This is a genomic window from Cryobacterium sp. MP_3.1, from assembly GCF_035984795.1.
GTDB lineage: Bacteria > Actinomycetota > Actinomycetes > Actinomycetales > Microbacteriaceae > Cryobacterium > Cryobacterium zongtaii.
This window is the reverse complement of the sequence record NZ_JAXCHV010000009.1, coordinates 71380-94424: the sequence shown is the minus strand read 5'-3', so window position 1 is coordinate 94424 and position 23045 is coordinate 71380. Positions and strand designations below refer to the sequence as shown.

21 protein-coding genes and 1 tRNA gene are annotated in these 23045 nt (G+C 68.0%); 12 read left to right on the top strand and 10 right to left on the bottom strand.

What is annotated here, in order from left to right; translation table 11 throughout:
• Nucleotides 1–2: 2 nt before the first annotated feature.
• Both RCH12_RS08195 and pnuC read right to left on the bottom strand, forming a co-directional pair.
• Nucleotides 3–1100 carry an AAA family ATPase gene (locus RCH12_RS08195; protein WP_327016578.1) on the bottom strand — a complete coding sequence of 366 codons (1098 nt, stop codon included), beginning with the start codon at nt 1098–1100 and terminating at the stop codon, nt 3–5.
• 4 nt (nt 1101–1104) lie between these two features.
• The gene (gene pnuC / locus RCH12_RS08190) at nt 1105–1752 is read right to left on the bottom strand and encodes a nicotinamide riboside transporter PnuC (RefSeq protein ID WP_327016577.1); all 648 of its coding nucleotides are present in this window, start codon (nt 1750–1752) and stop codon (nt 1105–1107) included.
• A 161-nt stretch (nt 1753–1913) separates the two neighbouring features.
• Between pnuC and RCH12_RS08185 the strand changes: the two genes are divergently transcribed.
• The 4 genes from RCH12_RS08185 (at nt 1914) to RCH12_RS08170 (ending at nt 7591) form a co-directional block, all read left to right on the top strand.
• Nucleotides 1914–3404: an MDR family MFS transporter gene (locus tag RCH12_RS08185; RefSeq protein ID WP_103429889.1), complete on the top strand. Its 1491-nt coding sequence runs from the start codon at nt 1914–1916 to the stop codon at nt 3402–3404.
• Between the two features lie 301 nt (nt 3405–3705).
• Complete coding sequence (locus RCH12_RS08180) at nt 3706–4434, top strand: HAD family hydrolase (RefSeq protein ID WP_327016576.1); 729 nt, start codon at nt 3706–3708, stop codon at nt 4432–4434.
• Nucleotides 4431–6947 carry a glycoside hydrolase family 65 protein gene (locus RCH12_RS08175; RefSeq protein WP_103429891.1) on the top strand — a complete coding sequence of 839 codons (2517 nt, stop codon included), beginning with the start codon at nt 4431–4433 and terminating at the stop codon, nt 6945–6947. The genes RCH12_RS08180 and RCH12_RS08175 overlap by 4 nt, the downstream gene beginning before the upstream one ends.
• 89 nt (nt 6948–7036) lie before the next feature.
• Nucleotides 7037–7591 (top strand): DUF4287 domain-containing protein, encoded by a 555-nt coding sequence (locus tag RCH12_RS08170; protein WP_327016575.1) that lies wholly within the window; start codon nt 7037–7039, stop codon nt 7589–7591.
• A 10-nt stretch (nt 7592–7601) separates the two neighbouring features.
• On the opposite strand, the gene RCH12_RS08165 is transcribed toward RCH12_RS08170, so the two are convergent.
• The 3 genes from RCH12_RS08165 to RCH12_RS08155 are packed head-to-tail and all read right to left on the bottom strand — an operon-like array spanning nt 7602 to nt 9301.
• Nucleotides 7602–8036 (bottom strand): DUF2269 family protein, encoded by a 435-nt coding sequence (locus RCH12_RS08165; protein WP_327016574.1) that lies wholly within the window; start codon nt 8034–8036, stop codon nt 7602–7604.
• Nucleotides 8037–8093: 57 nt separating this feature from the next.
• The gene (gene mtnN, locus RCH12_RS08160; protein ID WP_327016573.1) at nt 8094–8852 is read right to left on the bottom strand and encodes a 5'-methylthioadenosine/S-adenosylhomocysteine nucleosidase; all 759 of its coding nucleotides are present in this window, start codon (nt 8850–8852) and stop codon (nt 8094–8096) included.
• Nucleotides 8849–9301, bottom strand: coding sequence for an S-ribosylhomocysteine lyase (locus RCH12_RS08155; RefSeq protein ID WP_327016610.1), 453 nt, complete (start codon nt 9299–9301; stop codon nt 8849–8851). The genes mtnN and RCH12_RS08155 overlap by 4 nt, the downstream gene beginning before the upstream one ends.
• A 125-nt stretch (nt 9302–9426) precedes the next feature.
• On the opposite strand from RCH12_RS08155, the gene RCH12_RS08150 reads away from it, so the two are divergent.
• Nucleotides 9427–10830 (top strand): hypothetical protein, encoded by a 1404-nt coding sequence (locus tag RCH12_RS08150; protein WP_327016572.1) that lies wholly within the window; start codon nt 9427–9429, stop codon nt 10828–10830.
• A gap of 19 nt (nt 10831–10849) precedes the next feature.
• Here the strand turns inward: RCH12_RS08150 and RCH12_RS08145 are convergent, their stop codons facing one another.
• Nucleotides 10850–11785: an aldo/keto reductase gene (locus RCH12_RS08145; RefSeq protein WP_327016571.1), complete on the bottom strand. Its 936-nt coding sequence runs from the start codon at nt 11783–11785 to the stop codon at nt 10850–10852.
• 267 nt (nt 11786–12052) lie between these two features.
• Nucleotides 12053–12136, bottom strand: a tRNA-Leu gene (locus RCH12_RS08140).
• Nucleotides 12137–12352: 216 nt separating this feature from the next.
• On the opposite strand from RCH12_RS08140, the gene RCH12_RS08135 reads away from it, so the two are divergent.
• The 7 genes from RCH12_RS08135 to pknB all read left to right on the top strand — a co-directional run bounded on the left by RCH12_RS08135 (nt 12353) and on the right by pknB (nt 21273).
• A complete protein-coding gene (locus RCH12_RS08135; protein WP_088454799.1) occupies nt 12353–13099 on the top strand; it encodes an FhaA domain-containing protein in 747 nt (248 codons plus the stop codon).
• On the top strand, nt 13096–13689 hold the full coding sequence (locus RCH12_RS08130; protein WP_103429902.1) for an FHA domain-containing protein FhaB/FipA: 594 nt from the start codon (nt 13096–13098) through the stop codon (nt 13687–13689). The genes RCH12_RS08135 and RCH12_RS08130 overlap by 4 nt, the downstream gene beginning before the upstream one ends.
• Nucleotides 13690–13692: 3 nt before the next feature.
• Nucleotides 13693–14922: a PP2C family protein-serine/threonine phosphatase gene (locus tag RCH12_RS08125; RefSeq protein ID WP_103429903.1), complete on the top strand. Its 1230-nt coding sequence runs from the start codon at nt 13693–13695 to the stop codon at nt 14920–14922.
• A complete protein-coding gene (locus tag RCH12_RS08120) occupies nt 14906–16306 on the top strand; it encodes an FtsW/RodA/SpoVE family cell cycle protein (protein ID WP_103429904.1) in 1401 nt (466 codons plus the stop codon). Before RCH12_RS08125 ends, RCH12_RS08120 begins: the two co-directional genes overlap by 17 nt.
• Nucleotides 16307–17758, top strand: coding sequence for a peptidoglycan D,D-transpeptidase FtsI family protein (locus RCH12_RS08115; RefSeq protein WP_327016570.1), 1452 nt, complete (start codon nt 16307–16309; stop codon nt 17756–17758). It abuts the gene before it with no gap.
• On the top strand, nt 17755–19494 hold the full coding sequence (locus tag RCH12_RS08110; protein WP_327016569.1) for a protein kinase domain-containing protein: 1740 nt from the start codon (nt 17755–17757) through the stop codon (nt 19492–19494). The genes RCH12_RS08115 and RCH12_RS08110 overlap by 4 nt, the downstream gene beginning before the upstream one ends.
• A gap of 81 nt (nt 19495–19575) precedes the next feature.
• Nucleotides 19576–21273: a Stk1 family PASTA domain-containing Ser/Thr kinase gene (gene pknB, locus RCH12_RS08105; RefSeq protein ID WP_327016568.1), complete on the top strand. Its 1698-nt coding sequence runs from the start codon at nt 19576–19578 to the stop codon at nt 21271–21273.
• Between the two features lie 104 nt (nt 21274–21377).
• Here pknB and RCH12_RS08100 read toward each other — a convergent pair whose 3' ends face one another.
• From RCH12_RS08100 to RCH12_RS08090, 3 genes are read right to left on the bottom strand one after another with little or no spacing between them, the layout of a single operon-like run.
• Complete coding sequence (locus RCH12_RS08100; RefSeq protein WP_327016567.1) at nt 21378–22016, bottom strand: anthranilate synthase component II; 639 nt, start codon at nt 22014–22016, stop codon at nt 21378–21380.
• The gene (locus RCH12_RS08095; protein ID WP_165787924.1) at nt 22013–22174 is read right to left on the bottom strand and encodes a hypothetical protein; all 162 of its coding nucleotides are present in this window, start codon (nt 22172–22174) and stop codon (nt 22013–22015) included. The genes RCH12_RS08100 and RCH12_RS08095 overlap by 4 nt, the downstream gene beginning before the upstream one ends.
• 46 nt (nt 22175–22220) lie before the next feature.
• The gene (locus RCH12_RS08090) at nt 22221–23021 is read right to left on the bottom strand and encodes a class E sortase (RefSeq protein WP_243399017.1); all 801 of its coding nucleotides are present in this window, start codon (nt 23019–23021) and stop codon (nt 22221–22223) included.
• Between the last annotated feature and the right edge of the window lie 24 nt (nt 23022–23045).

Here is a 23045-nt window from a genome sequence, read left to right as displayed (position 1 = left end):
GCCTATCGGGCGGGCCCGGCGGTTCCGGCGGCCTCGAGCGCCGCATGCTGTTCCAGGGGCAGCGCGAAGTCGAAGACTCCGGCGAGCATCCGGTCAATGGCCACGGCCGCCTGCGCGAGGCGCTCCGGCACCGACCCGGTCACCTCCAGCCACGGCACGTCCTGCCCGGCCAGCGCCTGTCGAAACCGGTGCTGCATGGCGTGCCGGATGTGCTCGCCGTCGCGCAGGCCGTCCTGCACGAACGGGATCTCGTCCCCGGTGAGCAGGTACAGCGCGGGCGGATGCGCGGCGGCGCGCGCCACGAGCCCGGCCGGGGTCGGTCCCACGTAGCGTTCGTGCCAGAGGGTGGTGGCCAGCACGTCGGTGTCGCAGATGAGCAGCGGCCGCGGCACCCGGCGCAGGGCCTGGTTCTCCCAGCCGATCTGACGGTCCACGATGACGTCGAACTCGTCACTGCGCCACGGGGTGTCCAGGCCGCCCACCCGGGTTTCGCTGTGCTCGCGGCCGTACTCCGGCACCCACGCGGTGTCGTAGTGGTCGGCGAGGGCTTCGGCGAGGGTGGTGGAGCCGGTGGATTCGGCGCCGAGCACCACCACGCGCGGGGTCAGCCAGGCGCGCACGGCGGGGGCCAGCGCCCACCAGTGGCCCGGCACATCCGCCCGGATCGCGGTGCCGGAGACCGGGGTGTGCCGCCGGCCGGGGTCGACCTGCACCCACGCGGCGCCCAGGCGGGCGGCGAGTTCGGCGCCGTACGGGTCGCTGGAGAACACGGCGTCGACCGGGGCATCCAGCAGCGCCCGGATCAACACCATGTGCTCGTCCCAGGCGTCGGCGGAGTCGAAGTCCACCGGGGCGTCGTCGATGGCGCTCACGACGTGCGCGGTGGGGTGTTCCTCGCGCAGCCACCCCTCGCGCACGCTCAGCGGGATGGATTCCACGCTGGCCCCGAACAGTTGCACGGTGACCCTGTCACAGCGGCTGAGCGCCGTGCGGATCAGGGCCGAGTGCCCGGCGTGCAGCGGGTAGAACTTGCCGAGCACCAGGCCGTGCCCGAAGCGGGTCGCCGGCACCGGCACAGCCGCCGTCAGCGGGTCAGGCACCGGCTCATTCACCCGTCGTGCCGGCCGGCACCGGTCGGCGGAGCGAGGCGCCGGCCGCCCCGGAGTCGCTCGCCGTCTGGTCTGTGCGGGCCCGCATCCAGCCGCGAAGGCCCCAGACGCACAGGCCGATGAAGAGCAGGTAGAGCGCGGCAGTGATGTTCAGTCCCTTATAGAGGAACAGGCCCACATAGGCCAGGTCGACGGCGATCCAGACGAACCAGTTCTCCAGCCAGCGCCGGTTGAGCATGTACTGCGCGACCAGGCTCACCGAGGTGGTGGCGGCATCCGCGATCTCGGTGGTGGAGTCGGTATAGGAGTGCAGGGCGTAGGCGATGATCGCGGTGCCGGCCAGCGCGGCCGCGACCAGCGGCAGGATGGCTTGCCTGGGCATCCGGCCGATCAGCGCGCGGTCGTCGGCGGCCCGGTGCCGGGACCAGCCGAGCCAGCCCATCACCCCGAGCACCAGGTAGACGACCTGCAGGCCGAGGTCGGCGTACAGCGCGGCGCCGAAGAACAACACGATGAAGACCAGGTTGTTCGCGATACCGAGCGGGAAGGTCCAGATGTTGCGGCGCGCGGCCAACCACACGCACGCGGCCCCCGTTCCGAATCCCAAAACCTCGGTCCAGTTGTCGATCAGCCATTCCCCCATGCTCCCCAGTCTAAAAGACCGGCAACTGTTGCCCGTGCGGACAAATGGTGCCGGTGCGCCGGACGCAATTGTCCGATTCGGGAACATAACCGGGGGATTTCGGTTGAACCATGGGTACCTCATACCGGGGTCGCACCTGAGCCCGTTCCGTTAGGACCCCGATGACCGACTCCGCCGTCACCACCGCCCCCGCGCCCGCCGCGCCGACCGGCAATGCCCCGGATGCCGCCGGCACCAAGCTCGTCATCTCGCTGCTGCTGGTGTCCGCGTTCGTCGTCATCCTCAACGAGACCATCATGGGTGTGGCGCTGCCGCACCTGATGAAGGACCTGAACATCACGGCCGGCGCCGCCCAGTGGCTGACGACCGCGTTCATGCTCACCATGGCCGTGGTGATCCCGATCACCGGCTTCCTGTTGCAGCGGTTCAACACCCGGCCGGTCTTCCTCGCCGCGATGACCCTGTTCAGCTCGGGCACCCTCATCGCCGCCATCGCGCCGGGCTTCGAGGTGCTCATCGTGGGCCGGGTGGTGCAGGCCATGGGCACCGCCATCATGATGCCGCTGCTGATGACCACCGTGATGACCCTGGTGGCACCGGCCGCCCGCGGCAAGACCATGGGCAACATCTCCATCGTCATCTCGGTCGCCCCGGCGATCGGCCCCACCATCTCCGGCCTCATCCTCAGCGTGCTCGACTGGCGCTGGATGTTCATCCTCGTCCTGCCGATCGCCCTCGGCTCCCTGGCCCTCGGCGCCGCGCGCATCAAGAACGTGACCACTCCCACCGCGGTGCCCCTCGACGTCGTCTCGGTGATCCTCTCGGCGTTCGGCTTCGGCGGCCTGGTGTACGGGCTGAGCAACCTCGGCGAATCCGCCACGGGCAATGCCGCCGCCGGCCTGGTGCCGCTGGCGATCGGCGTGCTGGCCATCGCCCTGTTCGTCTGGCGCCAGCTCACGCTGCAGCGCACCGACCGGGCCCTGCTCGACCTGCGCACCTTCGTCTCGCGCACCTTCAGCTTCGCCATCGTGATGCTCGCCGTGAGCATGATGGCCCTGTTCGGCACCCTGATCCTGCTGCCGATCTACATGCAGACCGTGCTGGGCCTGGATGCGCTGACCACCGGCCTGTTGCTGCTGCCCGGCGGTCTCACGATGGGCCTGCTCGCCCCGTTCGTCGGCCGGTTCTACGACAGGTTCGGTCCCACCGTCCTGCTCGTGCCCGGGTCGATCATCGTCAGCGCCGCGTTCTGGTTCCTCACCATGCTCACCGCCACGACGCCGGTCTGGTGGGTGCTCGTGGCCCACGTGACCCTGAGCTTCGGCCTGGCGTTCCTGTTCACTCCGCTGTTCACCTCGGCGCTCGCCTCCCTCAAGCCCAAGCTGTACTCGCACGGCAGCGCCGTCGTCGGCACCGCCCAGCAGTTGGCCGGAGCCGCGGGCACGGCCCTGTTCGTCACGGTGATGTCCTCGACCGCGGCCACGCAGATGGCCAACGGCGCCGGCGAGGTCGCCGCGACGGCGGCGGGCACCCAGAGCGCCTTCCTCTACGGAGCGGTCATCTCGCTCTTCGCGATTCCGCTGGCGTTCTTCATCCGCAAGCCGGCCCTGTCGGTCACCGACACCCACGACGCGCCGATGATGGCGCACTGAGCGTTCAGCGAGGCGGCATCACAGCGCGCCGAGTCCGCCCGAATGGCAACAGAATGTTAACACTCCGGCACCATGCTGGACCGGTCCGCGACCTAGGATCGACTTGCACGTGCTCGGCCTCCCAGACCCTGGGGCGTACGCCTTCGGAATTTCGTGATCCGCAGAGCAGGTGACAAGCTCGACTACCCGGTTTTAGCCATCTGTTCGTCACGCACCTACCAAGCAGGGCTCCATATTGACTTCCCCCCACTCCCCCCTTACGCCAGCTGAGACCCGAGACCGGGTACTTGGCGCGCGCGGCGTGCTCTTCGACCTTGACGGTGTTCTCACCCCCACCGCCGAGGTGCACATGAGCGCGTGGTCGCGACTGTTCACCCCGTTCCTCGAGTCGAAGGGCGTCAAACCGTACACCGACGCCGACTATTTCGGCTTCATCGACGGCAAGCCCCGCTACGACGGCGTGCGGTCACTGCTGGCCTCCCGCGGCCTGTCCCTGCCCGACGGTGAGCCTACGGATGCGCCGGAGCTCGAGACCGTCTGCGGTCTCGGCAACCGCAAGAACAAGGCATTCAACGAGACCCTCGCCGAGGACGGCGTGAGCCCGTACCCCGGTTCGCTCCGGTTCCTCGATGCGGTCGTCGCGGCCGGCATCCAGGTCGCCGTGGTCACCAGCTCCCTCAACGGCGAGATGGTGCTCACCGCCGCGGGCCTGCGTGACAGGTTCGAGATCGTCGTCGACGGTGTGCGCGCCCGCGCCGAGAAGCTCGCCGGCAAGCCCGCCCCCGATACCTACGCGTTCGCCGCCGAGCTGCTCGGTCTCACCGCCGCCCAGTGTGTCGTCGTCGAAGACGCCGAGTCCGGCATCCAGTCCGGCCGCGCCGGCGACTTCGGCCTGGTGCTCGGTGTCGACCGCGGCGTCGGCGCCCCCGTGCTTTTCGAGGCCGGGGCCGACACCGTCGTCACCGACCTCGACGAACTCCTGCCGCTGATCGGCAGCACCGTCCTGACCCCGAGTGGAGTGCGCGCATGACGCTCGACGCGACCATCCAGAACCTCTCCGACCCGCTGGACCGCAGCCGGTTCCCGCTCGACGAGTGGGCGCTGGTGGAGACCGACTTCTCCGGTGAGGACATGGGCCGCACCGAGACCCTGTTCGCCGTCGGCAACGGTTACCTGGGCCTCCGCGGCAACGTCGACGAGGGCCGCGACGGCCACGTGCACGGCACCTTCATCAACGGGTTCCACGAGACCTGGCCCATCCGGCACGCCGAAGAAGCCTTCGGTTTCGCCAGGGTCGGCCAGACCATCGTCAACGCACCGGATGCGAAGATCATCCGCATCTACGTCGATGACGAGCCCCTGGTGCTCACCCTCGCCGAGCTGCTCAGCTACGAGCGCCGGCTCGACTTCGCCGACGGCATCCTGTCGCGGTCGCTGGTCTGGCGCACCCCGTCGGGCAAGCAGGTGCTGATCCGCTCGCGCCGCCTGGTGTCGTTCACCGAACGCCACCTCGCTGTGATCGAGTACGAGGTCACCATGCTCGACGCCGACGCGTCGGTCGTCATCTCCAGCCAGACTCTCAACCGGCAGGACGGCATCGGCGAATACGACCGGCCCAAGTCCGGTTCGGCGAACGACTGGGATCCCCGCCGCGCCGAGACGTTCACCGACCGGGTGCTGCAGCCGCGGTTGAAGCGGGCCAACAACGGCCGCTACATCCTGGGCTTCCGGTGCACCAACTCCGGCATGACCATCGCCACGGCGTCCGACCACTCGATCGACACGATCAACGACTTCGACGAGTCGTCGCAGCTGGGCGACGACCTGGCCAAGCACGTGTACAAGGTGAAGGCCAAGATGGGCAACCCCATCCGCATCACCAAGCTGCTCAGCTACCACACCTCGGCCGGGGTGCCCACGCACGAGCTCGCCGACCGGTGCGACCGCACCCTCGACCGCGCCAAGGAGGCCGGCGTCGCCGCGATCATCCAGGAACAGCGCGACTGGCTCGACGCATTCTGGGCCCGCACGGATGTCGAACTGCCCGGCCAGCCGGCCCTGCAGCAGGCCACCCGGTGGAACTTCTTCCAGCTCGCCCAGGCGTCCATGCGCGCCGACGGCCAGGGCGTCTCGGCCAAGGGGGTGTCCGGGTCCGGTTACGGCGGGCACTACTTCTGGGACACCGAGGTCTACGTGCTGCCGTTCCTCACCTACACGTCGCCGAACGCGGCCAGGAACGCCCTGCGGTTCAGGCACGGCATGCTCGACCACGCCCGCGCCCGCGCCACCGAGCTGAACCAGCTCGGTGCCCTGTTCCCGTGGCGCACCATCAACGGGCTCGAGTCCAGCGCGTATTACGCGGCCGGCACGGCGCAGTACCACATCGACGCCGACATCTCCTATGCGCTCAGCCAGTACGTCGCGGCCACCGGCGACGAGGACTTCCTCGCCCGCGAAGCCATCGACATCCTGGTGGAGACCGCCAGGATGTGGGCCGACCTGGGCTTCTGGCGCGGCAACGGCAACGACGTCTTCCACATCCACGGCGTCACCGGCCCGGACGAGTACACCACCGTCGTCAACGACAACCTGTACACGAACATCATGGCCCGCTCCAACCTGCGCGCCGCGGTGAAGAGCGTGCGCCGGCTGTACTCGGTCGACCGGGCCTCGTTCGACTCCATGTCCGCGCGGTTGAAGCTCGATGAGGCCGAGGTGATGGAGTGGTCCTTCGCCGCCGAGGCGATGCACATCCCCTTCGACCGCAACCTCGGCATCCACCCGCAGGACGCCCAGTTCCTCGAGAAGGAACGCTGGGACCTCACCGCGACGCCGCCGGAGAACCGGCCGCTGCTGCTGCACTACCACCCGCTGGTGATCTACCGTTTCCAGGTACTCAAGCAGGCCGACGTGGTGCTGGCGCTCCTGTTGCAGGGCGACCAGTTCACGCCGGAAGAGAAACGTGCCGACTTCGACTACTACGACCCGCTGACCACGGGCGACTCCACGCTGTCGGATGTCGTGCAGTCGATCATCGCCGCCGAGGTGGGCTACCACGAGCTCGCGCTGAACTACTTCACCTCCGGGCTGTTCGTGGACCTCGCCGACCTGCACCACAACGCGCAGGACGGCGTGCACGTCGCCTCCGCTGGTGGCGTGTGGAGCGCGCTGGTCTACGGGTTCGGTGGCCTGCGCGACCACAGCGGGCGCATCACGCTCGACCCGCGCCTGCCGGAGGACTGGGATGAGCTGATCTTCAGGGTCACCCTGAAGGGCTCTCGCCTGCGCGTGGCCGTCACGCAGACCAGCGTGCACCTCAGCATCGAGGAGGGCACAGAGGCGCGGCTCACCGTGCGCGGCCTGCAGGTCATCGTGACTGCCGGCCAGCCGGAGACCGTTCCGTTGTCGCACCAGGGCGCCCGCGACCCCGGCGCTCCCACGGCGGCGCTCATCGAGGACACCCGTCGCGCCGACGGCACCGTGATCACCTCGTCGATCCCCACCATCGCGCACATCACCGAGCAGCTGCCCACGCTCGACTAACGTTCGCACCGGCGCAGGGCCGCGCATCCACCCGGATGCGCGGCCCTGCTACGTTAACGTCACTGATCCGGCTCGCAGCGAGGACCTCCATGACGATCCAGGCGTATTTCGACACCATCAAGGACAAAACCGGCCTCGACCCGGATGATTTCCGCGCCGCCGCGGCCGCCAAGGGCCTGCTCGGGCCCGACGTGAAGACCGCCAGCATCGTGGCCTGGCTGAAGGAGGACTACGGTCTCGGCACCGGCCATGCGATGGCCATCGTCTCGGCCCTGGGGCAGGTTTCCGGGCAGCGCCTGCCGGTCGACGAGAAGATCAACGCTCAGTTCGGCGGCGCCAAGGCGCACTGGCGGGGTACCTACGACGCCCTGGTCAGCCACGCCCGTGAGAGCGGCGAGGTGAACCTGGCTCCCACGAACAGCTACATCAGTCTGCTCAAGGGGACGAAGAAGTTCGCCATCGTGCAGGTCACCGCCGGCCGGCTCGACCTGGGCCTCAAACTGCCCGGCGTCGAGGGCGCCGACGCGCTCGAGGCATCCGGCAGCTGGAACAGCATGGTCACCCACCGGCTGCGCCTGGCCGAGCCCGCCGATCTCACCGCCGAGGTGCTCGACTGGCTGCGCCTGGCCTACGAGGCTGTCTGACCCTCCCCGGTTACGGCTTCCAGACCATCAGCACGGTCACGCCGACCAGCAACAGGGTGACGATGCCGGATCCGGCGGCGATCCGCGGGTACCCGGCCACCCTGGCGGTGCCGGACGGGTTGGCCGTCACCTCCTCGGCGGATGCGCGCAGCGCCGGCACGACCAGGAACAGGTTGATCGCGAGCGCGAGCGCGTAGAGAACGATCGACAGCCAGATCCAGGTCGACGCGAATGAGGCGCGGTCGCTCATGCCCAGCGCGCCGAAGCCGAACAGCGCCACCAGCACCGACAGCAGCGTGAAGATGTTCACCGACTTCGCCAGCACCGTGATCGATCCGGCCTCCCTCGCGCGGAGGGCACGGAGCCCGGTCATCGGCAGGATGGCCATCGGCCCGATGATGAAGACGGCGGCCACGATGTGCAGAAGCTCGAATGCGGTTCCCATACGCACACCCTAGAACGGATGCCCCGCCCGGTCTCCCCCACCCGCGACGGACGAGCTCTAGAGTCGGCGCAGGGTTTCCAGCACCACCACGGCCGAACGTTCGGCCGCATCGTCAACGTGGGTGAGGTGATCGCCCACGGGTCCGCACAGATCCGAGATGCCGCGGATGGCCACAAACGGCACCCCGTAGGCGAAGCAGGTCTGCGCGATTCCCACGGTTTCCATGTCGGTGCAGAGCACCCCCGGGAACAGCTCGCGCAGGGTCTCGGCGAGCTCGGAGCCCACGAACTTGTCGTTGGAGACCATCAATCCGCGCTGCACGACCAGGGCCGACCCGTCGGGCATCCGGGTGGGCGTTTCGGCGGCGTCGAGGGCGGCGGCCGCGCCGGCGTACCGGGCGGGCATGCCGGGCACCTGGCCGAGGGCGTAGCCGAACGGGCGCGCATCCGCGTCGCTGTTCAGGCAGTCGCTGCCGATCACGACCTCGCCGACCCGCACCGCCACGCCCACGCCGCCGGCCGAGCCGGCGCTGATCACCAGAGGCGCGGCCACAGGGTCACCCGCCCGGGCGGCGAGAATCGCGGACGTCGTCGCGCCGGCCGCGTTGACCAGCCCGATACCGCCCTGCACGAGCAGCACATCGCGCCCGGCCAGCGTCAGCCGGTAGTGCAGGGCCTTGCCCACGGTGACCGGCTCGGCGGCGACGGTGGCCGCCGCCAGGAACGGCGCGGCCTCCTCCGCCATCGCGACCAGGACGATCGCGTCGGGGCTGTCAGGGATGAGGCTGCGCGCGCCGAGGGTGTCTACGCTGCTCATGCGGTGACGTCGGCCCAGCCGTCGCGGCCGGCCAAGAACACCGTCACGGCCTCCTGGGCGGCACTCAGCGAGTGGTTCGCGCCCCAGCCGCACTGCACCTCGTTGGCCGCCGGCACCTCGGAGGCGCCGAGGATGTCGGTCATGGTGGCCTCGATCAGCTCGAGCACCTCGGTGAACTCCGGCCGCCCCTGCAGGATCAGGTAAAAACCCGTCTGGCAGCCCATCGGCGAGAAGTCGATGACCCGCTCCGAGTGGTTGCGGGAGTGCTCGGCGAAGAGGTGCTCGATCGAGTGCACCGCCGGCATCTCCAGGTGGGCGACGTTGGGCTGAGTGAAGCGCACGTCATATTTCACGATGACATCGCCCAGCGGCAGCACCTTGGTGTCGGCCAGGCGCACGTACGGCGCGACGACGGTGCGGTGGTCGAGGTTGAACGACTCGACGTTCATGCGTGGCTGGTTCACGTGAGCTCTCCCTGCAAACAGTGGTGTCGGCCCGATACCGGGCGACCCATCGACAGTAACAGGCGGGCCTCACGCACCCCAGATCTGCCGAAGTGCGGAATACTGAACCGATGGTGACACGGGGGTTCGGCCGGGCGATGGTGTGCGCCGTGCTCCTCGCGATCGCCACGTCGATGTCCGGCTGCAGCCTGCTGACCGAGCCGCCGCCGGAGGTCACGGCGGCGATCGACACCGCAACGGAGGCGATCCGTCAGAGCGCGGGCGTGGCCGAGGTGACCGCCGACATCTACCCGGTCGACCTCAAGGATGGCGGGCCGCTGACCGACCCGGACGCGTGGACGGCGAGCATTACCGTCGAGGCCGAGGCATCCGGCGTGGACGTGCGGGCCCTGGCCGGGTCGGTCGGGCAGAACGTCGCCGTCGGGATCGTCTCCACGCGGGCCGTGCTGCGGATTCCGGGCGAGAACGGTGACGCCGACGCCCAGCTCACCTTCACGCCGCTCCCCCACGGCTCCACCGTCATCACCGAGCCCGACGAGATGGCCGACGCCGCGCTCGCCCTGCGCGAGCTGGGCGGAGCCCGATCGGTCACCGTGTTCGACCACGGCGACCCGGCCGTCGTCCGGGTGGATTCCGCCGACCGCTGGGCCGGCCTGACGGAAGCCCTGCGTGCCCTTCCCGGCTTCGGGCTCGACGCCCTGTCGGCCGTGACCCTGCACACCGTGGGGGACGGCCCGGCGCGCGGCGATTCCTGGCTCACTATCGATACTGAGTCGCCCCAGGTCGCCTTCGTGCGCTTTCTCGGCGAGCTCAGCACGGATGGGGCCGTCTTCTCGGTGTCGTTCACGGGCATCGATACCAGGCTGGACGCCTCCGCGCAGCGGCCGGCGCTGCGGGTGCAGGTGTCCACCGCCACGCAAGTCACCACGGTCGCCGGGATGCTCACCGCTCTCGAGGATGCCGACACCACGGTCCGGGGTGTGCCGAGGGCCACCTTCGAGGTCGCCACTCGCACCACCGACCCCGACCTGACCCGCACCGGCTATCTGGGCCTCCCGCTGGGCTCCGCTGAGCCCGACGACCGCGTCTCCGACATCCCAAACGCCGCTCCCCTCGACCCAGGAGCTGCTCCCCTCGACAGCCTCGACCCCGCCGCCGCGGCCGCCCAGCTCGAGGGCGACCGGGCCCTGGTGAGTGCCCTGCTGGATGCCGCGGGCGACGCCGCGGGCATCCGCGGGCCGGCGACGGTGACGATCGGACCCTGCGGCGACGGCGCCAACGAGCAGGTGCACGGCTCGGTCATCATTCCCATCTTCGAGATCGCGGACAGCGCCGACGAGGCCTTCGACGCCATCACCACCGCCTGGGAGCGCCGGGGAATCACCAAGTCCGACCGCGCCATGGGCACGGATTTCTACACTGCCGCCGACGACAGCCTCGACACGCTCTCGATTCGGGGCGGTACCGCGGGCATCTCGATCACCGTCACGACACCGTGCATCGTGACCGGGTGAGCAACCGGCTACGAGGAGCTCAGGGCACCCGGTAACCCGCGGCCCGGAACAGCTCGTACCATTCGGCACGGGTGAGCGGGATCTCCGAACCCAACGCCGCCGCGGCCACCCGCTCGGGGCTGGTGGTGCCGAGCACCACCTGCATCTGTGCGGGGTGCCGGGTGATCCAGGCCGTGGCGATGGCGATCGCGGGAACGTCGTAGGCAGCGGCGAGACGTTCGATGACGGCGTTCAGTTCGGGGTACTCCGCGGAGCCGAGGAAGACCCCGGTGAAGAAGCCGGCCTGGAACGGCGACCAGGCCTGAACCGTGATGTCGTTCAGCCGGCAGTAGTCCAGGATTCCACCGCCGTCGAGGGTGAGCGACTGCTGCTCGCCGGCCATGTTCGCCGCCACTCCCTGCGCGACGATCGGAGCATGGGTGATCGAGAGCTGCAGCTGATTGGCAACGAGCGGCTGTCGTATGTACTTCTTGAGCAGGTCGATCTGGCGCGGGGTGTGGTTGGAGACACCGAACGCGCGCACCTTGCCGGCGGCTTCCAGCTCGTCGAAGGCCCTGGCGACCTCTTCGGGTTCGACGAGCGCATCGGGGCGGTGCAGCAGCAGGATGTCGATGTGGTCCGTGTCGAGCGCGGCCAGTGATCCGTCCACCGACTCCATGATGTGCTCATAGGAGAAGTCGAAGTACGGCCCATCCCCCACGATCCCGGTCTTGGTCTGGATGGTCAGCTCGTCACGCTGCGACGGGGTGAGCCGCATCGCCTCGGCGAACCGGCGCTCGCACCCGTGCAGGTCGGTGCCGTACACATCGGCGTGGTCGAGGAAATCGATGCCGGCGTCACGGGCGGTACGCACCAGTTCGCGCACCTCGTCGTCGGTCTTCTCCGCGATCCGCATCAGGCCCAGCACAACGTTCGGGGCGACGATCTCGGTTCCGGGCATGGTGAAACGCTTCACGGTGGTCCTCTCGGGTGATGCACCGGCGGCGGGTGCTGCACGATCGAGCCTCTCGCGCCGCTGCGGTGTACTTCCACCGTAGGGACGAGCGGTACAGAAGTACAACAACACTCACCGATGCCATTGAGAACCAGGACAGGTGAATCCGGGGAGAGCGTGACAACGCGTGCAGGTGTATCAACCACCGAGAATGACGAAAGGCCCCCGGTTTCCCGGGGGCCTTTCCTGTTCGCGCAGATTATTCATCCATCGTGCACTTATTCACTGTGCGCGAGGGGGGACTTGAACCCCCACGTCCTTTCGAACACTGGCACCTGAAGCCAGCGCGTCTGCCAATTCCGCCACTCGCGCGAACTTTGAAATCCTAGCATTCCGCAGGGCCTGAACGCCATTCGAGGGTTTCTGCCCCGGCTCAGCCTGCCTCGGACCCGCGGAATGCCCCCCATTAGTGGTCTGACCGCGCTACCCCCGTAGGATGACTTCCCGTGCCCTGACCCGCCCATTGGGCGAGTTAACACGTGAGGCAAGTAACATGCTCATAGCCAAACGGACCGGATCGGGAGACCTGTGGGCATACTGGATAACTTTGAGAAAGGTCTTGAGCGCGCCGTAAACGGTGCTTTCGCCAAGACTTTCAAGTCGGGCGTGCAGCCGGTGGAGATCACCTCAGCGCTGCGTCGTGAGCTCGACACCAAAGCCGCGGTCGTGTCGCGGGATCGTATCCTGGCGCCCAATCGCTTCACCGTGCGCCTGGCCCAGGCCGACTTCGGCCGCATGAGAGATCTGGGCCCCGCCCTCATCGACGAACTCGTCCAGCTCGTGCAGCAGCACGCGTCCTCGCAGGGTTACCAGTTCACCGGCGTCGTCTCGATCACGTTCGCCAACGACCCCGGCCTCAGCGAGGGCATGGTGCAGATCGATTCCACCTCCGTCAACGGCAGTGTGGCGTGGACCCCGGTCGTTGACATCAACGGGCACCGTCATCAGCTCGTCAAGTCCCGCACGGTGATCGGCCGCGGCTCGGACGCCGACATCACCATCGACGACACCGGCACCTCCCGCCGCCACGTCGAGATCATCTGGGACGGCGCCCGCGCCCAGGTACGCGACCTCGGCTCCACCAACGGCTCGCAGCTGAACGGCTCCCCCGTCAAACAGGCCATCCTCGAGCCCGACTCGGTCATCACCATCGGGCGCACCAGCATCGTCTTCAGGGTCGTCGCCCAGGCCGGCACCGACAGAACCGAGGCCCGCCGGGTCGACGAGTCCACCCAACGGCACGATATGGGCGGTTTCTGGGGGCCGAACGCATGAATCCCAGTGAACTGACCCTTCTTGTCCTGCGCCTGGCGTTCCTGCTGGTGCTGTGGCTGTTCATCTTCGGCATCGTCTACGCCCTCCGCAGTGACCTGTTCGGCCAGCGAGTGCGCAAGATGTCCACGGATGCGCCCGCAGCGGCACCCGTGCCCTTCGCCACCCCGCCGCCCGCTCCGGTACCGGCCGGAGCGTTCGCGCAGCCCCCGGCGGCCTCGGCGTCCGCTCCCACCGAGCAGTTCTCCCGCCAGAAGGCCGCCCCGCTCCCGCAAGCCGGGCCGGAGAAGGCCACCGCGCAGACCGCCACCCGCCTGGTCATCACCTCGGGACCCAAGGCCGGCACCGAGTTCCCGCTCGGCACCGAGCCCGTCACCATCGGCCGCTCCAGCGATTCGAGCCTGGTCATCCGGGACGACTACACCTCCACTCACCACGCCCGGCTGATGCTGTGGCATGACGACTGGATGGTGCAGGACCTGGATTCCACCAACGGCACCTTCCTCGACGGCAAACGTGTTGCCGTGCCCACGTCGGTGCCGCTGAACGCCACCGTGAAAATCGGCGCCACGAGCTTCGAGCTTCGGCGGTAGTGCATGGCATCGGTTAGTCACAGCGCAGCCGCGTCCAACGTTGGCAAGATTCGGTCCAACAACCAGGACTCCGGGTACGCGGGACACACCCTGTTCGTCGTGGCCGACGGCATGGGCGGACACGCCGGTGGTGACGTGGCCTCGGCCATCGCCACCAAGCGCATCATGGAGGCCGACACGACCTACCTGTCGGCTCAGGACGCCGAGTTCGCGCTACAGGCTGCGCTGATCGCCGCGAACTCGCAGTTGGCCGAGACCGTTTTCGAACACGCCGAACTCACCGGCATGGGCACCACCGTCAGCGCCCTCGTGGTGCTCGATGACCAGGTCGCCATCGCGCACATCGGTGATTCCCGGATCTACCTGTTCCGGGACGGTGAGCTGTCGCAGATCACCACCGACCACACCTTCGTGCAGCGCCTCGTCGACAGCGGTCGCATCACCGAGGCCGAAGCCATGGTGCATCCGCGCCGGTCGGTGCTGATGCGGGTGCTCGGTGACGTCGAGTCCTCTCCGGAGATCGACACCTCGATCCTGGCCACCCGCGCCGGCGACCGCTGGCTGATCTGTTCCGACGGGCTGAGCGGCGTGGTGTCGAACACGGGCATCGGCAACGCCCTGAAATCCTCGCTCGACGCGCAGGCCGTCGCCGACCGCCTGGTCAAGGAGAGCCTGGACGGCGGCGCGCCAGACAACGTCACCATCGTCGTCGTCGACATCGGCTCCGGCGGAGAACGACTGGGCGAGCCGATCGTGGTCGGCTCCGCCGCGGCGCCGCTGGCGTTCGGTGAGGAGCCGGTGCGCACCCGCGCGCCCCGCATCCCGTCGCTGCGCCTGCACCCCGTGCGGGAAACCCACTTCGAACCCGACTCCCAGGACTACCTGTCCGAACTCATCGAGGAAGACGCGCGCCGCGCCACACGCCGCAAGGTCACCTGGCTGGCCGCCATCGTGCTGCTCATCGTGACCATCGTCGGTGCCGCGCTGCTCGGCTACCAGTGGACGCAGAGCCGGTACTTCGTCGGCGTCGAAGGCAGCACCGTCGCGATCTACCAGGGCATCCAGCAGGACCTGGGCCCGCTCAAACTCTCCAGCGTCTACGAAGACACCAACGTGGAGCTGAACCAGCTGCGCGTCTACGACCGCCAGCTGGTGGAGCGCACCATCAACGCGTCATCCCTGGAAGACGCCAAACTCATCGTGGAACGGTTGAGCAATGCCCCGGCAGAGTAAATCGACCTCGGATGCCCGCGAGGCGGCCCCGCAGACCGGCAAAATCCGCCGGTTGCACCTCCCGCAGAAGCTGCGCAATCTCGAGCTGTTTCTGCTGATCCTCGCCTGCGGCATCAACCTGGGCGCCGTCGTGCTCGTGCAGCTGGGCGCACTCGGCCAGATCGACACCACCCTGGTGCTCCTGGGCGCGAGCTTGTCCGGCCTGGTGTTCGCGATGCACATCGTGCTGCGTTTTGTCGCGCGGGAGGCCGACCCGTTCATCCTGCCCATCGCCACCCTGCTCAACGGCATCGGCATCGCGATGATCTACCGCATCGATATCGCCAACGAGGAGGCCGGCTGGGCCAGCGCCGCTGTGCGGCAGACGGTGTGGAGCGGGTTGGCCATCGCCCTCGCCATCGCCGTGCTCCTCATCATCCGCAACCACCGCGTGCTGTTCAGGTACACCTACGTCGCCGGTTTTGTCGGCGTTCTGCTGTTGCTGCTGCCGCTGGTTCCCGGTCTCGGCCGCGAGGTCAGCGGTGCCAGGGTCTGGATCGGCTTCGGCTCGTTCGCCACCTTCCAGCCCGGCGAGATCGCCAAGATCGCCCTGGCCGTGTTCTTCGCCGGCTACCTCGTGCGCAACCGCGACAGCCTCTCCATGGTCGGCAAGAAGTTCCTGGGAATGCGTTTCCCGCGTCTGCGCGACCTCGGCCCGATCCTGGTCGTCTGGGCCCTGTCGATGTCGGTCATCATCTTCCAGCGCGACCTGGGCACCGCCCTGTTGTACTTCGGACTGTTCCTGGTGATGCTGTACCTCGCCACCGGCCGGCTCAGCTGGGTGCTGCTGGGCATGGGCCTGTTCCTCGGTGGAGCACTCATCGCCAGCCAGACCCTCGAGTACGTCAACGGCCGGTTCACCAACTGGCTGGATGCGCTCAACCCGGCCGTGTACGACGCCGCCGGCGGCAGTTACCAGCTCGTTCAGGGTCTCTTCGGCCTCGCCAAGGGCGGGTTGATCGGCACCGGCCTCGGCCAGGGCCGTCCGGAACTCACCCCGGTCCCCCAGAGCGACTACATCATCGCCAGCCTCGGTGAAGAACTCGGCCTGGCCGGCGTCTTCGCGATCCTGGCCCTGTACCTGCTCCTGGTCGCCCGCGGCTTCCGTATCGGCTTCGCCGGGCAAGACGACTTCGGCAAGCTTCTCGGCGTCGGACTCTCCTTCGTCATCGCCCTGCAGTGCTTCATCGTCATCGGCGGTGTCACCCGTGTCATCCCGCTCACCGGCCTCACCACCCCGTTCCTGGCCGCCGGTGGCTCCTCCCTCGTCGCCAACTGGATCATCGTGGCCCTGCTGCTGCGATTGTCCGACACTGTGCGCAACCAACCTCGGCTGGTGGTCTAGATGAATCGTGAACTCAAGCGCGTGAGCATCGTGGTGATGCTCATGTTCGCCGCCCTGCTCGGATCAACCTCCGTCGTGCAGGTCTTCCAGGCCGACAACCTCGCGGCGGATGACCGGAACACCCGCACCCTTCTCGACAGCTACTCCGTCGAGCGTGGCGCGATCCTCGCCGGCGGCGAGCCGATCGCCCAGTCGATGCCGGTCGATGACAACTACAAGTTCCAGCGCACCTACAGCAACGGCTTGCTTTACGCCCCGATCACCGGCTTCATCCCGGTCAACGGTGCGCCCACCGGGCTGGAGCAGGCCCTCAACGGCGAGCTCAGCGGCACCTCGAATGCGCAGTTCTTCGACCAGGTCTCCAGCCTGGTCACCGGCCAGGACCCCAAGGGCGCCTCGGTCGAGACCAGCATCGACCCGGTCGCGCAGCAGGCCGCCTGGGACGCGCTGGGCGACAACACCGGCTCCGTCGTCGTCACCGAGCCCAAAACCGGCCGGGTGCTCGCGATGGTGTCCAAGCCGAGCTACGACCCCAACACCCTCGCCGTGCACGACAGTGCCGCGGTCAACGACACCTACGACGCCCTCGTGAACGCTCCGGGCAATCCGCTGATCAACCGGGCCATCAATTCGCTCAATCCGCCCGGTTCGGTGTTTAAGCTCGTGGTGGTGGCCGCGGCCCTGGAATCGGGTCAGTACACCCCGGAGAGCACCTTCCCGAACCCGGCGACCTGGATGCTGCCCAATTCCAGCTCCGTCGTGATCAACTCCGGCGGCGGCACCTGCGGTTCGGGCGACACCGTCACCATCGCCACGGCGCTCAAACTGTCCTGCAACATCCCCATGGCCGAGCTCGGCCTGGCGCTCGGCGACGACGCCATCCGCGCCATGGCGGAGAAGTTCGGTTTCAACTCCGAATTCACCATCCCCCTGTCGGTCACCGCCAGTGAGTACCCCGAAGACCCCGACGACGCGCAGACTGCCCTGTCGGCTTTCGGCCAGACCAGCGTGCGTGCCACACCACTGCAGATGGCGCTGGTCTCAGCGACGATCGCCAATGGAGGTATCGAAATGCAGCCCAACCTGGTCGATGAGATCCTGGCACCGGACCTCAGCGCGTTGCAGACCTTTGAACCCGTCGCCGTCGACCGGGTGCTCAGCGCCGAAACCGCGGCGACCATGACCCAGATGATGGTCAACGGGGTCCAGGACGGGGCCGCGAGCAATGCAAGAATAGACGGAGTCGACGTGGCGGGAAAAACGGGGACTGCGGAGAACGGCGCCGATGACCCATACACACTGTGGTTCACCGGATTCGCCCCCGCGGCAGACCCGCAATACGCGATCACCGTTCTCATCGAAGATGGCGGGGGACTCGGTCAGACGGGGTACGGCAACTTGCTTGCCGCACCGATAGCGAAACAGGTACTAGAGGCGGTGCTGAATAAATGAGACCCACAGCAGGGCTCACCTTCGGGGGACGATACGAGCTGCAATCCCGCATCGCCATCGGCGGTATGGGCGAGGTTTGGCAGTCCGTCGACCTGGTGATCGGGCGCACAGTCGCCATCAAGATCCTCAAGGACGAGTACCTTGGCGACCCTGGATTCCTCGAGCGCTTCCGCGCTGAGGCCCGGCACGCCGCCCTGGTCAACCACGAGGGCATCGCCAACGTCTTCGACTACGGCGAAGAAGACGGCAGCGCCTTCCTCGTCATGGAGCTGGTGCCCGGTGAGGCGCTCTCCACGATCCTCGAACGCGAGCACACCCTGCCCGCCGACAAGGTCCTCGACATCGTCGCGCAGACCGCCGCCGCCCTGCATGCCGCGCACGCGGCCGGGCTCGTGCACCGTGATATCAAGCCGGGCAACCTGCTGATCACGCCAGAGGGCCGCGTCAAGATCACCGACTTCGGCATCGCACGTATCGCCGACCAGGTTCCCCTCACCGCGACCGGCCAGGTCATGGGCACGGTGCAATACCTCTCGCCCGAACAGGCGAGCGGACGCTCGGCCTCGCCGACCACCGATATCTACTCCCTGGGCATCGTCGCCTACGAAAGCCTCGCCGGCCGGCGCCCGTTCACGGGCGAGTCCCAGGTGGCGATCGCGATGGCGCAGATCAACGAGCAGCCACCGCCCCTGCCCGAAACGGTCTCGGAGCCGGTCCGTAACCTGGTGATCTCCTGCCTGGCCAAGAACCCAGCCGAGCGCCCCGCCTCGGCGGCGCACCTGGCTCGTGCCGCCATCGCGCTCCGCCGCGGTGACGTCGCGGCCGCCGCCGCATCCGTCCCGGCCGTTATGACGGGCCTCACGCCCACAGCGGCCACCATGCTGATGCCCGGTGCCGGCAACGACCAGACCACCCAGCTGATGCCGTCAGCGTCCGGTGTGACCCAGCCGGGCACCCGCGCTGAGGCGGCCGCCGCGGCAGCCGCAGCGGATCCCAAGAAAAAGAAGAAGCGCAGTCCCTGGACCTGGCCGCTGGTGGCGCTCATCTCCATCCTCGGTCTGGTACTCGTCGGTACCCTGGTCACGCTGTTCATGCAGCCGGCCGCCACGCCGGAACCGGCACCCACGGCAACCTCCCAGACGCCGACCCCGCCGAAGACCACGCCAACGCCGACACCGACGCCGACCACCAACATGGTGGAACTCGACCAGAACGAGTTCCTCGGCATGACCAGCTCCGAGGCACGGGACCGGCTCAGCGAGCTCGGTCTCAGCGCCAACGTGGTGGCGGACAAGGCCGCGCCCGACGCTGACCAGGTCGACAGGGTCTACGGGATCAACCCCACGGGTCGGGTCGCCGAGGGCACGCCGATCGAGGTGCGGGTCTATTCCGACTTCGTTCCGGCGCTCCCCGACGCGCCCTCAGGCACGCCGTCGGCCACGCCGTCCACCGTCGCCCCCGCCGGTACCGTCACGGTCACCTGGCCCGGGCAGTCATGCCCTGCCGGTCAGGAGCTCTCCGGCTACGAACTTCTCGCCGAGGGCAACGGGGTCTCTTCCCCCGCTCGCACCGGAGCGGACACGACCACGACCACCGTCACGGCGGGCACCGGGAACTTCACCGTGAAGTTCCGGTACTTCTGCGGCGAGACGGCCTCCGACTACTCGGGCGCCAGCACGGTCACCGTCACGGCGCCGGTTGTGCCCGTCCCGACCCCCACCACGCCCGCAGGGTAGGTGCACCCGGTGGGCGCCCGCCGGTGCCCACCGGATCTTGACTAAAATGATCAACATTGTCCGCGAGCAGGGAGTTTTGCATTGAGTGATGAGGGCCGTCTGCTTGCTGGTCGATACCGCGTGGGGGCGTCGATCGGCCGCGGAGGCATGTCCGACGTGCACATCGGCACCGACTCCAGGCTCGGCCGCACGGTGGCCATCAAGCTCCTCAAGTCCTCCCTCGCCGCCGACCCCGCCTTCCGCACCCGGTTCCGCCAGGAAGCCCAGGCGGCCGCGCGAATGGCACACCCGACGATCGTTCGGGTCTTCGACGCCGGCGAAGAAACCATTACCGAGGACAACGGCAACGAATCGCAGATCCCGTTCATCATCATGGAGTTCGTCGACGGGCGTCTGCTCAAGGACATCATCCGTGAGGGTCCGATCGACTCCGTCGAAGCCGTGCGCATCATCGATGGGGTCCTGACCGCCCTGGAGTACTCGCACCGTGCCGGTGTGGTGCACCGGGACATCAAGCCCGGCAACATCATGATCACCAAGGCCGGCCAGGTCAAGGTGATGGACTTCGGTATCGCCCGGGCCATCTCCGACTCCGCCACCACGGTCGCCCAGACCACCGCCATCCTCGGCACCGCCTCGTACTTCTCCCCCGAGCAAGCCAAGGGCGAGTCGGTGGATGCCCGCACCGACCTGTACTCCAGCGGCGTGGTGCTCTTCGAAATGCTCACGGGCCGCCCACCGTTCCGGGGCGACACCCCCGTCGCCGTGGCGTACCAGCATGTCAGCGAAGCCCCGGTCAAGCCGAGTTCCATCAACCCCAAGGTGTCCCCCGCGCTGGATACCGTGGTGGTACACGCCCTGGCCAAGGACCGCTTCGGCCGCTACCAGAGCGCCGTCGAGTTCCGCAATGACGTCGAAACGGCCGGCGCCGGCCACATTCCCGTGAAGCGCCCGGCGGACGATGTCGCCGGCGGCCTGTTCGGCGCGCCCCCAGAGGTGGAATCGAGTTCGGAACTCGCCCTCAAACAGCTGGCCGAAGACCAGACCATGGACCGTACCCAGCGTCGCCCCCCGGTGATCTGGATCTGGGCCGGCATTGTCAGTGTCATCGTCATCGTCATCGCCGTGATGTTCTGGGCGCTGAGCCTCACCCCGAGCAACAACCTGCCCGACACGTCCCGCCGGGTTCCGGTTCTCACCGGCTTCAGCTACGACGATGCTCAGGATGCTCTGCTGGAATTGGATCTCGCAGCCACAAAGGCCGAAGAGAGCAGTCCCACGGTGGCCAAGGACGAGGTCATTCGCACCGATCCGCCGTCCGGCACCATCGCACCGCCGGCCACCGTCGTCAAGGTCTACGTGTCGTCTGGCGCTGAGCTCGTCGATATGCCGGATACCACCACGCAGCCGTTCGCCGCGGCCGAACCGTTCCTCACCGAACGCGGCTTCGTGTCTGGCTCGGTGACCACCGAGAACTCTCCGGACGTTCCGGAGGGCATCGTTCTGAAGACCATCCCGGCTCCGGAAGAGAAGACGCCGGTCGGCTCCACGGTGGACTTCACGGTGTCCAGCGGCCTGGTGACCATGCCCAACGTCGTCGGCCAGGCCCTCACCGCGGCCACCGCGCTCCTGCAATCCGACGACACGCAATTGGAGTTGGAGCTCGAGCCCGACTACACCTGTGACAGCGCCGACGGCTCACCGGTCACCAAGCAGTCGCTGCCACCCGGCGATGTGCCGCAGAAGTCTGAGGTCGTCCTCACCTACTGCGCCGGCTGACCAGCCGCCAACGCCACGCAGGCCGTCTCACCGGGCCTGGACCGGCTCGACCTGCACTGGGCACGCCCTCGAGCCTGTCCGGACCACCTCAGGCCGCGGAGCCGTCAGTTGAGCTTGAGCATCGGGGTGAGGTGTTTGGCCCTCTCGCGCGCATCCGGCAGGCCGGCCAGCGCCAGCCAGTTGGCCACCATCAGGTAGCCACCCTCCGTCAGCACCGACTCCGGGTGGAACTGCACCCCGAGGATCGGTGCCGAGACGTGCCGCAGTCCCATGATCACTCCGCCCTGGGTGCGCGAGGTCACCACCAGATCGCTGGGGACGGTTCCGTCCACCACGGCCAGGGAGTGGTACCGGGTGGCCGTGAAGGGCTGGGGCACCCCGTCGTAGAACTCGCTGCCGTCGTGAATGATCTGCGAGGTCTTCCCGTGCATGAGCTCTTCGGCGTTGGTGACCGTCGCACCGAAGGCCTCGGCGATGGCCTGGTGGCCCAGGCACACCCCGAACAACGGCTGGTTGGTCGCGAGGGCCGCTTCCACCGCGGCGATCGAGACCCCGGCGTCGGAGGGCTTGCCGGGGCCGGGGGAGACGAGCACCCCGTCGAACTCGGCGAGGCGGGCGGCCACTTCCGTCGCCGGGAAGGCGTCGTTACGCACGACCTCGGTCTCGGCGCCCAGCTCCCGCAGGTATCCGTTGAGGGTGTAGACGAAGCTGTCGTAGTTGTCGATTACAAGGATGCGGGTCATGGGACGCCCACCGTCACTTCCTGATTGTTGACCATCGTGTCGACCCAGGGAAAAACCCAGGTGGCGAGGGAATAAAGCACTGCGGCCAGGAGCACCAGAACGAGCAGGATGCGCACCCAGACCGGTCCGGGCATCAGGCGCCAGATTGCTGCGTACATCGGATGTTCCTTCGGTCTTCTGTGTCGCGGGTGGAGGGAGGGGCCGCTAGGCGGCGGGGAGCAGCGCCGCCAGCTCGGCCGGCGGCCCGGCCGAGGTCGGCTGCCACGACTCGAACACGCCGTAAGCGATGATCCGTTCCGCAGTGGACAACAGCGGGTTGCAGGTGGTGAGGGCGATCAGCCGGTCCACGGGTGTGCCGTCTGGGTCGTGCGGGACCGGTGCGATGGCCTCGACGGCGCTCGGCGGCACGTACTCCATGTCGCGGAACCGGTAGGTGTAATAGCCGTCGGCGGTCTGCACGTAGATCGCATCGCCCAGCTGCAGCTCGTTGATCAGGTGCATCCCGCCGCCATTGGCGCTGCGGTGGGAGGCGATCGCGAAGTTGCCCACCTCACCGGGCATCTGGGTGCCCGGGTAGTGGCCGATGCCGAGGTCGGGGCTGTTCAGTACATTGGTTCCGATGCCCTCGGCGATGGTGCGCTTGTAGGTGTCGCCGAAGCGCGGCACGTACAGCACGGCGAAGGCCGTCTGATCACCGGGGGCCGTCGCAACCACGGGATCACCGAACCCCGCCTCGGCAGCCGGAGCCGGTGCCGGGTCCGGCTTGACGTCTTCGACCCAGCCCTGGCTGATCGACTCCGCCGCACGGGACTGGGACGCAGCCATCACGGCGTCGTTCCACCAGAGCTGCCAACCGAGGAAGAGCAGCACGAGCACGCCGCCCGTGATCAGCAGTTCCCCGAGGACGCCGAACACGCTCACCCGGGGGCGCACCCGCGCCTTCGGCCCGCGAAGGGCTCTCCGCCCGCGCAGGGCCGGAACTTCGGTCTTGGCCGACTCGGTCATGCAGTCGATTCTAATCGGGGCGCA